We start from the raw sequence: 13,312 nt of genomic DNA on the forward strand, positions 1-13,312 counted from the left end.
GGCGCGAAGCGGCCCTGAAACCAGACGCCAGGGTTTAACTGGAACTACGCGGTGCCTGTATTGGGGCCGCTTCGCAGCCCAACGCGGGGCAAGCCCGCTCGCCACAACAAACCCACTAACCCGTTCAAGCCCACTCGCCAACCAAGCGCGCCTTCCACAACAAGCTCGCGTCAGACTTGGTGCTTAGATCGCGAGGTTGTTCATCCCGCAATACTCGTTCCAGTCGACACCCAGCACCTCGGCGGCCTCCTTGTGCAAGGCCAGGCGTGCGGCTTCGAATTCTTCCGGAGTCGAGGTGTACTTGAGCGTCAGCTCCCACGGCTGCAGGCCCTGGGCCTCGGCCTCATCCTCAAATGCCCATTGGATCTGATCGCGCTGATCATCAGCACTCAGGTCCTTGATCTCGTCCAGCAGTTCCGGCGACTCCGCGACGTACTTTTTGAGGGCTGCTTCGTGCCGCTGTTCCTGGGTCATTTCTGGTGTGGTCATGTTGTTCTCTTAGATCGAGGAATGGGGATGCATCTGGGTCATCAAGGTTGCGCAGATACGAAAGAGCGGGCACGGATGCCGGCTCGTCTGGCCTTCAGAACCATTCTGGGATCATCTGAAAACAGTGCTGCCTTTGAAACGTTGCCTTTGAAACGTTGCCTTTGAAACAATGTTGCCTTTGTGCCCGAGACAGGAATCGAACCTGCGACCTTCGCGTTACGAGTGCGCTGCTCTACCGGCTGAGCTACACGGGCGGTGGGCTAAAGCTAGCACCGCATTGGGCATGCAGCAACTAACTCGCCCACCGCCCAGCGGCAATCAGGCCCCGTCGGCGCCGCAACCCTTTACAACGTATTGCGCGTCGGCGTTGGTAGCGCACTTCCAGCCCGTGGTGGCGCTGCGCGTCAAGGTGATGGTCTTGCCCAGCACGGGCGCAGGCGCATCAAGGATTTCACAGCTGATGGAACCGGCGCCGGTCGCCACATCACCGGCCACGTCAATCTTGCAATTGGCGGTGGGGCTGATGCCGCCGATCAAGGCAAGGGTCGGCACGGTGCCCTGGTTGAGGGTGTCTTCGAAACCGGCCTTCAGCGCCGAGATTTCGGCCAAACCCGCCGTCAACTTGGCCTTGGCCTGATGCTTGGTGTACAGGGGCAAACAGACGGTGGCCAAAATGCCGATGATTGCCACGACGATCAATAACTCAATCAAGGTAAAGCCTTTCTGACGCATCACTTTCACTCTCCAGATATAGAACTCATAACAAGGCGCGTCCTGCGCCCCGCAGTATGCAGCGGCGCCAGTGTACTCATGCGCGAGCAGCCAATCGCGCGTAAGACGCACAATCTGACATTTTACTCCCCGCCGCCAGCCTGTCCGAATCCCGCAGCTGACTAAGCTATAAATCTTCAACGAGCTGCGTGCGGAAACGTGACATGAATGACACTGCAACGATCTACGCCTGGGAAGGCATCAACCGCAAAGGGCGCAGGGTGTCCGGGCACACCGTCGGCCAAAACCTGGCACTGATCAAGGCGCAGCTGCGCCAGCAAGGGGTCTGCCCCGGCCGCGTGCGCAAGAAGACCACACGCCTGCCACGCTTCGCGCCGCCGATAAAACCCGCCGATATTGCCTTGTTCACGCGCCAGTTGGCGACATTGCTGAAGGCTGGCATTCCGTTGCTGCAAGCCTTCGACATTATCCGCGAAGGCTTCGATAGCCGCCCGATGCGCGAGCTGGTCAGGGCCTTGAAACAGGAGATCGCCGCCGGCAACAACCTCGCCGCAGCACTGCGTAAGCACCCTCGTCACTTCGATGACCTGTATTGCAACCTGGTGGCCGCCGGTGAGCAGGCCGGCGCGTTGGAAACCCTGCTGGAAAGGGTCGCCGTGCACCTGGAGAAAAGCCAGCAGCTCAAGGCACGCATCAAGAAGGCCATGACCTACCCCATCGCCGTCATCGTGGTCGCCTGCGTGGTCAGCAGCGTCCTGCTGATTCATGTGGTGCCGCAGTTCCAGAACCTGTTTGCCGGGGTCGACGGCCAACTGCCCGGCCTGACGTTGACGGTGATTGCCCTGTCCGAATTCCTCCAGCGCGCCTGGTGGATGCTCGCGCTTGGCGTGGCCGCCACCCTGGCGGGCCTGCGCCAGGCCTACCGCGCAGCGCCAGGTTTTCGTCACTGGTTGGATACCGGTTTGTTGAACGCGCCGCTGGCAGGCACACTGCTGAAAAAAACCGCCGTGGCCCGCTATGCCCGCACACTCTCGACCACCTTTGCCGCGGGCGTGCCCTTGGTGCAGGCGTTGGACTCCGTGGCAGGCGCGGTGGGTAATGGGTTGTTCAAACAGGCGATCGAGCATATGCGTCACGATGTATCCACAGGCATGCCGTTGCATCAATCCATGGCCAGCAAGGGGCTGTTTCCCGGTATGGCGGTCCAGATGACAGCGATTGGCGAAGAATCCGGCACCCTCGACACCCTGCTGGAAAAAGTCGCCAATCACTACGAGGCCGACGTGGACGACCTGGTCGACAACCTCACCAGCCTGATGGAGCCGCTGATCATGGTGGTACTGGGTGGCATTGTCGGCACCTTGGTCATCGCCATGTACTTGCCGGTATTCCAAATGGGGTCGGCATTTTGAGCCTGTTGCTTCAGGAAGAACCGTGGGTCTTTGTCACGATAGCGCTGCTGCTTGGGCTGATCGTCGGCAGTTTCCTCAATGTGCTGGTGTGGCGCCTGCCGAAGATGCTCGAGCGCGAGTGGCGCGGCCAGGCCCAGGAAGTGCTCGGCTTACCTGCCGACCCTGCGGGCGCCAGGTATAACTTGATGCATCCCGGTTCGTGCTGCCCGCAGTGCAATCAACCGATTCGCGCCTGGGAAAATATTCCGCTGCTCAGCTACCTGCTGCTCAAGGGCCGTTGCGCCCATTGTCGGGAACCTATCAGTGCCCGCTACCCTTTCACCGAGTTGGCCTGCGCGCTGATCTCGGCGACAGTTGCCTGGCATTTCGGCTTCGGCTGGCAAGCCGGCGCGGTGATGTTGCTGAGTTGGGGCTTGCTGGCGATGAGCCTGATCGACGTGGACCATCAATTGCTGCCCGACGTTCTGGTGCTGCCGCTGTTATGGCTGGGGTTGATCCTCAACAGCGCTGACGTGCTGACGTCGCTGCCCGATGCGCTCTGGGGCGCGGTCATTGGTTACTTGAGCCTGTGGACGGTGTTCTGGCTGTTCAAGGTGGTTACCGGCAAGGACGGCATGGGCTATGGCGACTTCAAGTTATTGGCCTTGCTCGGCGCCTGGGGTGGCTGGCAGATTTTGCCGATGACACTGCTGATGTCGTCGCTGCTGGGAGTAGCTGCCGGGCTGGTTCTGTTGCGCTTGCGCAAGCCCCAGGCATCGATTCCGATGCCGTTTGGTCCATGCCTGGCGATTGCCGGCTGGATTGCATTGCTCTGGGGTGGTCAAATAACCGACTTCTATTTGCAGTCTGTCGGTTTCAGATGACCACTTCTGTCGCAACACCTTGGATTCTTGGCCTCACTGGCGGCATCGGCAGTGGTAAAAGCGCGGCGGCCAAGCACTTTATGGAACTGGGCATCGACTTGATCGACGCCGACCATGCCGCCCGCTGGGTGGTAGAGCCCGGCCGGCCGGCACTGGCGCAGATCGCTGAGCATTTTGGTGCGGGCGTATTGCAGCCCGACGGCCAGTTGGACCGCGCCGCGCTGCGCAAGCTGATCTTTGAAGTACCCGAAAAGCGTCGCTGGCTGGAAGCCCTGCTGCACCCGCTGATCGGTGAGGAAATTCGCAGCCACTTGGCACGCGCGCAGTCGCCTTACGCGATTCTGGTATCACCGCTGCTGATCGAGTCCGGCCAGTACAGTATGACCCAGCGCATCCTGGTGATCGACGTGCCGCAATCACTGCAGATTCAGCGTACCCTGCAGCGCGACGGCATCAGCGAGCAGCAGGTGCAGGCGATTCTGAAGGCCCAGTCCAGCCGTGAAGACCGCCTGAACCATGCCGATGACGTGCTGGTCAATGACCAGGACCTCGCTTGGTTGCACAGCGAGGTCGAGCGACTGCACCACTTTTACCTTACTTTGCGTGGAGGCCGATCATGAGCCAACCTATGACCGTCGACTGCCCAACCTGCGGTGCACCCGTGGAATGGAAAGCGACCAACCCGAACCGGCCGTTCTGCTCGGACCGTTGCAAACTCATCGACCTCGGCGCCTGGGCGTCGGAAGAGCACAAGATTCCGGTCAGCCCGGATGCAGAGGACGAGCTGTTCTCCGAAGACTTTCAGCCTAAACACTAAGGCCGCATAAAGGCGTATTCCTGCTGGTCGTCGAGGTTCTCTGCAAGGTATTGCAGCTCGTCGGCCAGGTCTTCGAAACTGCGCACACCTTTGCTCTGCTGCACCACCGCGCTGAGCATGGCGCGCAGGGTAAGGCCTGGGTCAAAACCGATTTCCTGGGCTGCGTCCTGGCTTCTGCGCAATTCTTGCCGTGCCCACTCGTACACACTCATCATTCAAGCCTCTAGAAGAATTTCGCAGAGCATGGGCGTGCGCGTCAGCCCGGGATTTGACCTGGATCAACGCTGCGTATCGTCATCCTTCCAGGGCGCCGAGAGATAGCGCGTGCGGTTGAACGTCTCCAGCCATTCCGGGCAAAAAACCACCAGGGCGCTGACGACCATGCCGTTGATAAAGGCTTCGGGGAAGATAATCAGCCACAGGTAGCCGACGAAGTCTTCCAGCCATTCCGGCATTGCAAAGCGGCCGTCGAACCACAGCAGCCCCAATGCCGCCAAAAGACAGAGCAGCGCCGACAGCGCGGCGGCAAAAAAGCCGGAGCAGAAGATATACACGAAGGGATTGCGTGGCTGCGCCCGCTCGACCAGCACCGCGCAGGCTTCGGTCACCAGCACCGGCAGCACGATCAGCAGCAAGCCATTGATGCCGACAGCGGCCAGATCCTGACGCCCCAGCAGCACCAACCCGAACTGCGCGGCCAACCCGCCGACGATTGCCAATGGCCAATCGAGCAGCAGCGTGACGGCAGTCATGCCGATAAAGTGGTAGGACACGCCGGTATCGAAATCGCGCCGTACCAGCCACAACATAAACAGCGCGAATACGGTGCCGAACAGCAAATGCTGACGCCGACGGTCGGCAAATAGCTCGACCCATGGCGAGCGCAGGATCGCCCACATCACCACCGGCACATACAGCAGCCAGCCGATGCTGAGGGTTTGCGGCGCCAGCACGGCGGCGCTGATCAAGGCTTCACCTGCTCCAGTGCCTGGCGCAACTCGGCAGCCGAACTGTATTCGTGTTGCGCGACCAACTTGCCGTTATCGAGTTGCAGCCACAGCACCTTATCCACAGCGCCTGGATAACGCGGGGCGACACGCGCATCGCGGTCGAGCATGACTCGGTAGTTGTAGGCCTGCATGGCCGGCACGGCGAACAGCTTGGCGATCAGCCGGGGCATGCGCTGGATATCGGCGACAAACACGGCGTGCCGCGCGTCGAGATAGCCTTTGGGCTGGCCTTGCAGCGCAGCATCTACCAGCTTGGCGGCGTCCATACTGCGGGCAACCAATAGAATCTGCGCTTGGTCATCCAGGGTGTAGGCTTGGTCGAACTGGTCGAGCAAGGTCCACGGCGCCACGCGTTCACCGACTTCGATGGCTTGGGCCCACAAGGGCAAAAGGCTCAAAAACAGCACCACAAAACACTTCACCGCGTACTCCTTGGTTCGGATGACAGTCGAGTCGCCAGTCTACACCGGCGTTTTAAAGCAAGACTTCCTGCGGTCATCATTTGGACGCTAAGCTGCAAATATGGATGACTCAGATTACCTGCGCCTGCTCACCGTAGCGGCCGAACAAGCCAATGCGTTCCTGTCCAATGCCCGCAAATGGGAGCGTGAGCGTTGGGTCTGCCAGCGCCTGCTGCAAGGCTTGAATGTGCCCTACCGGGCCGAAGAGTTTCATGCCGCCGGTCAAGAGCCGCCGGATGTGCTGTTTCGCGACGCCAGTTTCGAAGTGTTTTTTGTGCTGGATGAAGGGCGCCGCCTGAACGACGAATGGCGCGATGAACTGCTGCGAAGGCGCAGTGCGTTTTCCCTGAGCCAATTGGTACGGCGCGAGGCCAAGCCGCGGCGCATCCCGGCCCATGAGTTCCTGCTGCGCCTGGCGCCGACCCTGCGCAAAAAAGCGCACAACTATAAAGAGCGCGGCATGGACCTGGGCGAGCTGGACCTCATCGCCTTCACCAGCCTCAAGCGCGAAGTGCTGGACCTCAACAGCCATTTCCCACCACCCACCGAATATTTACGCCAGGGCTGGCGCTCGTTGTCGCTGGTAGGGCCGACCTTTGCCCGCGTGCTGTTCGCCCATCCGGATGCGCCGGACTTCTTGCGCAACAACTTGGGGCGCAGCATAGTATTCGACGTGGGCATCAGCCTGTGACGCGGGCACAGGCTACGCTTGTGGCGATGCCGCCAATCTCCTGACTGTAACGTGGCGCCCTTTCGCAACGTCTACCTGACGAGGCCTTTATGACCAGCCGCCTGAACCCCGATGACCAACAGCATGTCGAAGAGTACCTGCAACTCTCCCAGAACCGAGTCGAGCGCAAGCCTTTCCGGCCGTGGCTGCTCCTTGGTGTGGTGCTGGTGGCGGTGATCGGGCTTGGTCTGCTGAGCCGCCTTTTGAGTTACCTGACGCTATGAGCTGCCTGGCGCTCGCGGGGGTAACTGCTCCGATTTCTTTTAGCCTTGCGAGATATCCCCATGACCCATCGTATTATTATCGTCGGCGGCGGCGCCGGCGGCCTGGAGTTGGCTACCCGCCTGGGTAAGACTCTGGGCAAGCGCGGCATCGCCAGCATCACGCTGGTGGACGCCAACCTGACCCATATCTGGAAGCCGTTGCTGCACGAAGTGGCGGCCGGTTCGCTGAACTCTTCCGAAGACGAACTCAACTATGTCGCCCAGGCCAAATGGAACCACTTCGAGTTCCAACTGGGGCGCATGAGCGGGCTCGACCGTGAACAGAAGAAGATCCAGCTGGCCGCCACCCTCGATGAAGAGGGCCGCGAACTGGTGCCTGCGCGCGTGCTGGGCTATGACAGCCTGGTGATCGCGGTCGGCAGCACCACCAATGACTTCGGCACCGAGGGCGCGGCGCAGCACTGCCTGTTCCTCGACACGCGCAAGCAGGCCGAGCGTTTCCACCAGCAGTTGCTGAACCACTACCTGCGCGCCCATGCCGGCCAGACCGATACCATTGAACAGATCAGCGTCGCCATCGTCGGCGCCGGTGCCACCGGCGTCGAACTGGCGGCCGAGCTGCATAACGCCGCCCATGAGCTGGCGGCCTATGGCCTGGACCGGATCAAACCGGAAAACATGCACATCACCCTGATCGAAGCCGGCCCACGGGTATTGCCCGCGCTGCCGGAGCGCATTGGCGGGCCTGTGCATAAAACCCTGGAAAAACTCGGGGTCACCGTGCTGACCAACTCGGCGGTCAGCGAAGTGACGGCCGACGCCCTGATCACCAGCAGCGGCCAGGTCATCCCGGCCAGCCTCAAGGTGTGGGCGGCCGGTATTCGTGCGCCAGGCTTCCTCAAGGATATCGATGGCCTGGAAACCAACCGCATCAACCAGCTTCAAGTGCTGCCGACACTGCAGACCACCCGCGACGAAAATATCTTCGCCTTCGGCGACTGCGCCGCCTGCCCGCAACCAGGCACCGACCGCAACGTACCACCGCGCGCCCAGGCGGCTCACCAGCAGGCGTCGTTGCTGGCCAAGTCGCTGAAACTGCGCATCGAAGGCAAGGACCTGCCGTCGTACAAGTACACCGATTACGGTTCGCTGATTTCGCTGTCGCGGTTCTCGGCGGTGGGCAACTTGATGGGCAACCTGACCGGCAGCGTGATGCTCGAAGGTTGGTTGGCGCGGATGTTCTACGTGTCGTTGTACCGCATGCACCAGATGGCGTTGTACGGTTTTTTCCGCACGGCGATGCTGATGCTGGGCAGCAAGATTGGGCGCGGGACTGAGCCGAGGCTCAAACTGCACTGATCGGCTGAATGGCAACAAAAAAATCCCCCTGTCCAACGACAGGGGGATTTTTTATTGGGCTAACTCTGCTGGTAGAACTCGGCCATGTAGTCGACAAATGCGCGCACTTTGGGCGCCAGGTGCCGAGACGGTGGATAGAGCGCGTAATAATGCCGTTCACCCAATGAGTAGTTGGGCAGAATGCGCACCAACTGGCCCTGCGCCAGATCATTGTGCACGGTGGCCTGGGTGAAACACGCAATGCCAGCCCCGGCCAATGTAGCTGCGTGCAACGCACTGATAGTGTTGGTGCTGAACCGCCCCGATGGCGTGACCTTGACCACCGCGCCACGTGCTGCGCTCAACGCCCAATCCGAAGACGCCCCCATAAACGTCAGCAGGCGATGCTTGTCGAGCTCCTGGGCCGAACGCGGCAAACCATGGCGGCCGATGTACCCTGCTGACGCCACCAGCACCAGGCTGGAAACCGTCAACGTGCGGGCGATCAATGAGGTATCCGCCAGGGCGCTGGCGATGCGTATCGCGACATCAAACCCGTCGGCAACCAGGTCGACGAACTGATCGTCACAACACAACTGCAACTCGATATCGGGGTAGCGTCGCTGAAAGCCCGGCAGCCAGTGCGCAAGGTCCAGGGTCCCCACCACCAGCGGCACACTGACTCTCAGTACGCCGGCGGGGCGTTGGTGCCCATGCGCGATGGCCTGGGATGCGGCGTCAACACGATCAAGGATATCCACACACGCCGCGTAGTACTGCTCCCCGGCCGTCGTCAGACTGAAGCGCCGCGTATTGCGGTTGATCAATTGGGCGCCCAGTTCAATCTCCAGTTGCTGCAATTGCCGGGATATCGTCGAGTGCGTGGTATCCAGGCGCTCTGCTGCGGCAGAAAAGCCTTTGGCTTCGACGATGCACCGAAAGGCGCGCATGGCAGACAGCTGGTTCATGAAAACAGGCGATCCCAATGGGGTTTGAGGAATCAGTTAAGCGGCAAAGCGATAATTTGCGCAGTGGTCAGCACGGAACCGAAGGTGTCTTCGATTTCAGCCAGCGCCGAGTTGTCCAACTCATCCCTGGTGACCGAACGGCCATCGGCGCGGGTAATCGCCCGGGTGGCACTGGCATCGGATGCTACCACAACGTCATAACCCAACGGCGCGGCGTCCCGAGCGGCGCCTGCGACACACGCGTGGGTCATCAGGCCACTGATAATCAGCGTCTTGACGCCGGCTTTCTTCAATTGCGCATCCAGGTCGGTGCTGGCAAACACACTGACGGTGGTCTTCTGCACGAGTATGTCTTGCGGGCGAGGCTTCATCAGCGGGTGAAAATCAACGGTTTTGCCGTTCTTGGCGAATAACGCCGCATCGTCTGGGGCGATGTGCTGCACATGAATGACCTGGATTTTTTCTTTGTCGGCAAACCGGATCAGGCGCTGGGTGTTTTCAAGGGCTTTCATGCCGTCCGGGATCGGCATGCGGCCGGTGAAATATTCGTTCTGGAAGTCGATGACCAGCAAGGCGGTGGTTTTCGGGTCGAGTTGATCGGTCGGCTTGGCGCCCAGCATGGCGCGAATAGTCGGCTGCTTGTTCGCGGCAGTTTCCGCGGCGACGGCATATTGACCGAGGCCCATCAGCATGCCGAGCCCCACCAGCGTGGACTTGAGCAAGGCAGGCAACGAGCGCGTTGGTTGAGCGGTAATGGCAAGTGTCATGATGCGAATTCCTTTGGGCTGGTTGGATTGACGAAGCCTAGTCTAGGAGGCCGCGCCCACCACTCCAACGCACCAATGAACACAATGCCTGTTTGGAAATTGCACAAATAAAGCAAAAAAAAAGACAAAAAAAATCCCCGTATCTTTCGATACGAGGATTTTTAATATGGTCGGGGTAAGGGGATTCGAACTCCTGACATCCTGCTCCCAAAGCAGGCGCGCTACCGGACTGCGCTATACCCCGGTAAAAAAAAGGCGACCTCTCAGTCGCCTTCTTCGATCAGCGCTTTTGGCCTCTGATCTTAAGATTCGATTCCAGCGTTAACTGGTCTCAAAAATGGTGGGTCGTGTGGGATTCGAACCTACGACCAATTGGTTAAAAGCCAACTGCTCTACCAACTGAGCTAACGACCCAAATATGGTCGGGGTAAGGGGATTCGAACTCCTGACATCCTGCTCCCAAAGCAGGCGCGCTACCGGACTGCGCTATACCCCGGTTTTGAAATTGGCTCCGTGACCAGGACTCGAACCTGGGACCCAATGATTAACAGTCATTTGCTCTACCGACTGAGCTATCACGGAACTACACATTTCAAATGTACAACTTTTACTGCGATGTAACCTTCTCTTCGACCCGTCCGTATCGCTACGTTCATGTCTCTGAGGCGCGCTATTCTACAATCTTAAAAACCCCTGTCAACCCTTTAAATTGCTTTTAAGACAATGATTTGCGCTTCTTTCTGATTTCTTCTTGGGGAGAAGAAACCCGTGGGCTGACGTTGCTGCGGGGCGCACTTTACAAGCCTTTGCCTTACAGTTCAACGCCCTATCGAAAAAAAAGGCCCCGCAATGCGGGGCCTCCTCTTATAGCCATGCCGGCTGGGCTCAGTGGAAGACGATTTCGTCGTTGTCCACGGTGGCCGCAACGCTGGTCCCCGGCATGAAGCTGCCCGACAGGATCAACTGCGCCAGCGGGTTCTCGATCCAGCGCTGGATCGCACGTTTAAGCGGCCGTGCGCCATACACCGGGTCGTAACCCACCGCGATCAGCTTGTCCAACGCCTCGCTGCTCAGCTCCAGGTCCAGCTCGCGCTCGGCCAGACGGTTGCGCAGGCGGCCCAACTGGATCTCGGTGATGCCCGCGATCTGATCCCGCGCCAGAGGCTCGAAGATCACCACTTCATCGACCCGGTTGATAAATTCCGGGCGGAAGTGCGACGTCAGCGCATCCATGACCGCAGCACGCTGCGCCTCACGATCGCCGACCAGCTCCTGGATCTGCGCCGAGCCCAGGTTGGAGGTCATCACGATCACCGTGTTGCGGAAATCCACGGTACGCCCGTGGCTGTCCGTCAGACGGCCATCTTCCAGCACCTGCAGCAAGATGTTGAACACATCCGGGTGGGCCTTCTCGACCTCGTCCAGCAGGATCACCGAGTAAGGCTTACGCCGCACGGCTTCGGTCAGGTAACCGCCCTCCTCGTAGCCCACGTAGCCTGGTGGTGCGCCAATCAAGCGCGCCACCGAGTGTTTCTCCATGAATTCGGACATATCGATCCGCACCATGGCCTCTTCGGTATCAAAGAGGAACTCGGCCAAAGCCTTGCACAGCTCGGTCTTGCCCACGCCGGTTGGGCCGAGGAACATGAACGAGCCGCTCGGACGGTTCGGGTCGGACAAGCCAGCCCGGGAACGCCGTACCGCGTTGGACACCGCTACCACCGCCTCTTCCTGGCCGATGACGCGCTGGTGCAACAGGCTTTCCATTTTCAGCAGCTTGTCGCGCTCGCCCTCGAGCATTTTCGACACGGGGATGCCGGTCCATTTCGAGACGACTTCGGCGATTTCTTCCTCGGTCACCTTGCTGCGCAGCAGCTGGTTCTCGGGCTTGCCGTGCTGGTCGACCATTTGCAGGCTGCGCTCCAGGTCGGGGATTACCCCGTACTGCAACTCGGCCATGCGGTTCAGGTCGCCTTTACGGCGCGCGGCTTCCAGCTCCTGGCGCGACTGCTCGATCTTTTGCTGGATCTGCGCAGAACCCTGCACTTCGGCTTTTTCCGAGGTCCAGATCTCTTCGAGGTCCGAATATTCACGCTCCAGCCGCACGATTTCTTCCTGGAGTTTTTCCAGGCGTTTCTTCGCAGCCTCGTCCTCTTCCTTTTTCAACGCCTGGGATTCAACTTTCAGTTGAATCAGGCGCCGATCCAGGCGGTCGAGTACTTCCGGCTTGGAGTCGATCTCCATGCGAATGCGGCTGGCCGCTTCGTCGATCAGGTCAATGGCCTTATCCGGCAACTGACGGTCAGTGATATAGCGATGGCTCAACTTGGCCGCTGCAATGATCGCGCCGTCGGTAATCGCCACCTTGTGGTGGACCTCATAGCGCTCTTTCAGGCCACGCAGGATCGCGATGGTGTCTTCTTCGCTCGGTTCTTCCACCAGCACTTTCTGGAAACGACGCTCAAGCGCTGCATCCTTTTCAATGTACTGGCGGTATTCGTTGAGCGTGGTCGCGCCAACGCAGTGCAACTCGCCACGAGCCAGTGCCGGCTTGAGCATGTTGCCCGCATCCATCGAGCCTTCGCCTTTACCGGCGCCGACCATGGTGTGCAGTTCGTCGATAAACAGAATGATCTGCCCTTCCTGCTTCGACAGTTCGTTGAGCAGGGATTTCAGACGCTCCTCGAACTCGCCGCGGAACTTGGCACCGGCGATCAGCGAGCCCATGTCCAGAGACAGCAAGCGCTTGCCTTTAAGGCCGTCCGGCACCTCACCATTAATGATGCGTTGGGCCAGGCCTTCGGCAATCGCGGTTTTACCCACGCCAGGCTCACCGATCAGCACCGGGTTGTTCTTGGTACGACGTTGCAACACTTGAATGGTGCGACGAATCTCATCGTCACGACCGATCACCGGGTCCAGCTTGCCTTCTTCCGCACGCTTGGTCAGGTCGACGGTGTATTTGTCCAGGGCCTGGCGCGACTCCTCGTGGTTCGGGTCGTTTACTGCCTCACCGCCACGCAGGTTGTTGATGGCGTTCTCCAGGGCCTTTTTGCTCACGCCCTGGCCCAGCAACAATTTGCCAAGCTTGCTGTTGTCGTCCATCGCGGCCAGCAACACCAGTTCGCTGGAGATGAACTGGTCACCTTTTTGCTGGGCCAGGCGATCCGCCTGGTTAAGCAGGCGTGCCAAGTCCTGCGACATATTCACGTCGCCGGTAGGGTTTTGGATTTTCGGCAGTTGGTCGAGCTCTTTGCTCAACTCCTTGCGCAAGCTGTTGACGTCGAAGCCCACCTGCATCAGCAAGGGTTTGATAGAACCACCTTGCTGCTCCAGAAGCGCCTGCATCAAGTGCGCAGGCTCGATGGCCGGGTGGTCGAGGCCCACCGCCAAGGATTGAGAGTCTGATAAAGCTAACTGCAATTTGCTGGTTAAACGATCAATACGCATTAGTCACCTTCCTTTTGAGCAGGCCGGAGCTGTAAATACATCCTGAATGAA

At 59.7% G+C, this 13,312-nt stretch carries 15 protein-coding genes and 5 tRNA genes; 7 read left to right on the top strand and 13 right to left on the bottom strand.

Annotation, left to right across the window (positions count from 1 at the left end):
• Positions 1–183 precede the first annotated feature (183 nt).
• The 3 genes from HX783_RS08175 to HX783_RS08185 all read right to left on the bottom strand — a co-directional run bounded on the left by HX783_RS08175 (position 184) and on the right by HX783_RS08185 (position 1,221).
• Positions 184–489 (bottom strand): DUF6388 family protein, encoded by a 306-nt coding sequence (locus tag HX783_RS08175; RefSeq protein WP_177016548.1) that lies wholly within the window; start codon positions 487–489, stop codon positions 184–186.
• Positions 490–670: 181 nt separating this feature from the next.
• Positions 671–743 (bottom strand) — tRNA-Thr (locus HX783_RS08180).
• A 64-nt stretch (positions 744–807) separates the two neighbouring features.
• Positions 808–1,221 carry a pilin gene (locus HX783_RS08185; protein WP_159961324.1) on the bottom strand — a complete coding sequence of 138 codons (414 nt, stop codon included), beginning with the start codon at positions 1,219–1,221 and terminating at the stop codon, positions 808–810.
• Positions 1,222–1,424: 203 nt separating this feature from the next.
• On the opposite strand from HX783_RS08185, the gene HX783_RS08190 reads away from it, so the two are divergent.
• Genes HX783_RS08190 through yacG form a run of 4 tightly spaced genes read left to right on the top strand, consistent with a single transcriptional unit; the run spans position 1,425 to position 4,313 of the window.
• A complete protein-coding gene (locus HX783_RS08190; RefSeq protein WP_177016549.1) occupies positions 1,425–2,633 on the top strand; it encodes a type II secretion system F family protein in 1,209 nt (402 codons plus the stop codon).
• Positions 2,630–3,496 (top strand): A24 family peptidase, encoded by an 867-nt coding sequence (locus HX783_RS08195; protein ID WP_177016550.1) that lies wholly within the window; start codon positions 2,630–2,632, stop codon positions 3,494–3,496. Before HX783_RS08190 ends, HX783_RS08195 begins: the two co-directional genes overlap by 4 nt.
• Positions 3,493–4,116, top strand: a complete 624-nt coding sequence (coaE, locus tag HX783_RS08200; protein WP_177016551.1) for a dephospho-CoA kinase — start codon at positions 3,493–3,495, stop codon at positions 4,114–4,116. Before HX783_RS08195 ends, coaE begins: the two co-directional genes overlap by 4 nt.
• A complete protein-coding gene (gene yacG / locus HX783_RS08205; protein WP_159954185.1) occupies positions 4,113–4,313 on the top strand; it encodes a DNA gyrase inhibitor YacG in 201 nt (66 codons plus the stop codon). The genes coaE and yacG overlap by 4 nt, the downstream gene beginning before the upstream one ends.
• On the opposite strand, the gene HX783_RS08210 is transcribed toward yacG, so the two are convergent.
• The 3 genes from HX783_RS08210 to HX783_RS08220 form a co-directional block, all read right to left on the bottom strand.
• On the bottom strand, positions 4,310–4,525 hold the full coding sequence (locus HX783_RS08210) for a hypothetical protein (RefSeq protein ID WP_003171680.1): 216 nt from the start codon (positions 4,523–4,525) through the stop codon (positions 4,310–4,312). The two genes, yacG and HX783_RS08210, sit on opposite strands and share 4 nt — an antisense overlap.
• Positions 4,526–4,591: 66 nt before the next feature.
• A complete protein-coding gene (locus tag HX783_RS08215; RefSeq protein WP_177016552.1) occupies positions 4,592–5,281 on the bottom strand; it encodes an energy-coupling factor ABC transporter permease in 690 nt (229 codons plus the stop codon).
• Positions 5,278–5,745 (bottom strand): FAD/FMN-containing dehydrogenase, encoded by a 468-nt coding sequence (locus HX783_RS08220; RefSeq protein WP_177016553.1) that lies wholly within the window; start codon positions 5,743–5,745, stop codon positions 5,278–5,280. The genes HX783_RS08215 and HX783_RS08220 overlap by 4 nt, the downstream gene beginning before the upstream one ends.
• A 100-nt stretch (positions 5,746–5,845) precedes the next feature.
• Here HX783_RS08220 and HX783_RS08225 point away from each other — a divergent pair, with 100 nt between their 5' ends.
• From HX783_RS08225 to HX783_RS08235, 3 genes are all read left to right on the top strand, one after another.
• Positions 5,846–6,475 (top strand): DUF1780 domain-containing protein, encoded by a 630-nt coding sequence (locus HX783_RS08225; RefSeq protein WP_083360208.1) that lies wholly within the window; start codon positions 5,846–5,848, stop codon positions 6,473–6,475.
• A gap of 89 nt (positions 6,476–6,564) precedes the next feature.
• Complete coding sequence (locus HX783_RS08230; protein WP_064450648.1) at positions 6,565–6,738, top strand: DUF3094 family protein; 174 nt, start codon at positions 6,565–6,567, stop codon at positions 6,736–6,738.
• Between the two features lie 60 nt (positions 6,739–6,798).
• A complete protein-coding gene (locus tag HX783_RS08235; protein ID WP_177016554.1) occupies positions 6,799–8,097 on the top strand; it encodes an NAD(P)/FAD-dependent oxidoreductase in 1,299 nt (432 codons plus the stop codon).
• 59 nt (positions 8,098–8,156) lie between these two features.
• Here the strand turns inward: HX783_RS08235 and HX783_RS08240 are convergent, their stop codons facing one another.
• The 7 genes from HX783_RS08240 to clpB all read right to left on the bottom strand — a co-directional run bounded on the left by HX783_RS08240 (position 8,157) and on the right by clpB (position 13,261).
• The gene (locus HX783_RS08240; protein WP_177016555.1) at positions 8,157–9,044 is read right to left on the bottom strand and encodes a LysR family transcriptional regulator; all 888 of its coding nucleotides are present in this window, start codon (positions 9,042–9,044) and stop codon (positions 8,157–8,159) included.
• Positions 9,045–9,076: 32 nt separating this feature from the next.
• Positions 9,077–9,811 (bottom strand): cysteine hydrolase family protein, encoded by a 735-nt coding sequence (locus HX783_RS08245; RefSeq protein WP_177016556.1) that lies wholly within the window; start codon positions 9,809–9,811, stop codon positions 9,077–9,079.
• A 167-nt stretch (positions 9,812–9,978) separates the two neighbouring features.
• Positions 9,979–10,055, bottom strand: a tRNA-Pro gene (locus HX783_RS08250).
• A 94-nt stretch (positions 10,056–10,149) separates the two neighbouring features.
• Positions 10,150–10,225: transfer RNA gene (locus HX783_RS08255), tRNA-Lys, on the bottom strand.
• 5 nt (positions 10,226–10,230) lie between these two features.
• Positions 10,231–10,307: transfer RNA gene (locus HX783_RS08260), tRNA-Pro, on the bottom strand.
• A gap of 10 nt (positions 10,308–10,317) precedes the next feature.
• A tRNA-Asn gene (locus tag HX783_RS08265) sits at positions 10,318–10,393 on the bottom strand.
• Positions 10,394–10,696: 303 nt separating this feature from the next.
• Positions 10,697–13,261 (bottom strand): ATP-dependent chaperone ClpB, encoded by a 2,565-nt coding sequence (gene clpB / locus HX783_RS08270; protein WP_177016557.1) that lies wholly within the window; start codon positions 13,259–13,261, stop codon positions 10,697–10,699.
• Positions 13,262–13,312: the final 51 nt, after the last annotated feature.

Origin of the sequence: Pseudomonas sp. D2002, assembly GCF_013385735.1 — a bacterium.
Lineage (GTDB): Bacteria > Pseudomonadota > Gammaproteobacteria > Pseudomonadales > Pseudomonadaceae > Aquipseudomonas.

What these genes read in the sequence shown, in the direction of transcription:
- HX783_RS08175 (WP_177016548.1), bottom strand. Translation starts at nt 489, where the DNA reads ATGACCACACCAGAAATGACCCAGGAACAGCGGCACGAAGCAGCCCTC.
- HX783_RS08185 (WP_159961324.1), bottom strand. Translation starts at nt 1,221, where the DNA reads ATGCGTCAGAAAGGCTTTACCTTGATTGAGTTATTGATCGTCGTGGCA.
- HX783_RS08190 (WP_177016549.1), top strand. Translation starts at nt 1,425, where the DNA reads ATGAATGACACTGCAACGATCTACGCCTGGGAAGGCATCAACCGCAAA.
- coaE (WP_177016551.1), top strand. Translation starts at nt 3,493, where the DNA reads ATGACCACTTCTGTCGCAACACCTTGGATTCTTGGCCTCACTGGCGGC.
- yacG (WP_159954185.1), top strand. Translation starts at nt 4,113, where the DNA reads ATGAGCCAACCTATGACCGTCGACTGCCCAACCTGCGGTGCACCCGTG.
- HX783_RS08210 (WP_003171680.1), bottom strand. Translation starts at nt 4,525, where the DNA reads ATGAGTGTGTACGAGTGGGCACGGCAAGAATTGCGCAGAAGCCAGGAC.
- HX783_RS08225 (WP_083360208.1), top strand. Translation starts at nt 5,846, where the DNA reads ATGGATGACTCAGATTACCTGCGCCTGCTCACCGTAGCGGCCGAACAA.
- HX783_RS08230 (WP_064450648.1), top strand. Translation starts at nt 6,565, where the DNA reads ATGACCAGCCGCCTGAACCCCGATGACCAACAGCATGTCGAAGAGTAC.
- HX783_RS08235 (WP_177016554.1), top strand. Translation starts at nt 6,799, where the DNA reads ATGACCCATCGTATTATTATCGTCGGCGGCGGCGCCGGCGGCCTGGAG.
- HX783_RS08240 (WP_177016555.1), bottom strand. Translation starts at nt 9,044, where the DNA reads ATGAACCAGCTGTCTGCCATGCGCGCCTTTCGGTGCATCGTCGAAGCC.
- HX783_RS08245 (WP_177016556.1), bottom strand. Translation starts at nt 9,811, where the DNA reads ATGACACTTGCCATTACCGCTCAACCAACGCGCTCGTTGCCTGCCTTG.
- clpB (WP_177016557.1), bottom strand. Translation starts at nt 13,261, where the DNA reads ATGCGTATTGATCGTTTAACCAGCAAATTGCAGTTAGCTTTATCAGAC.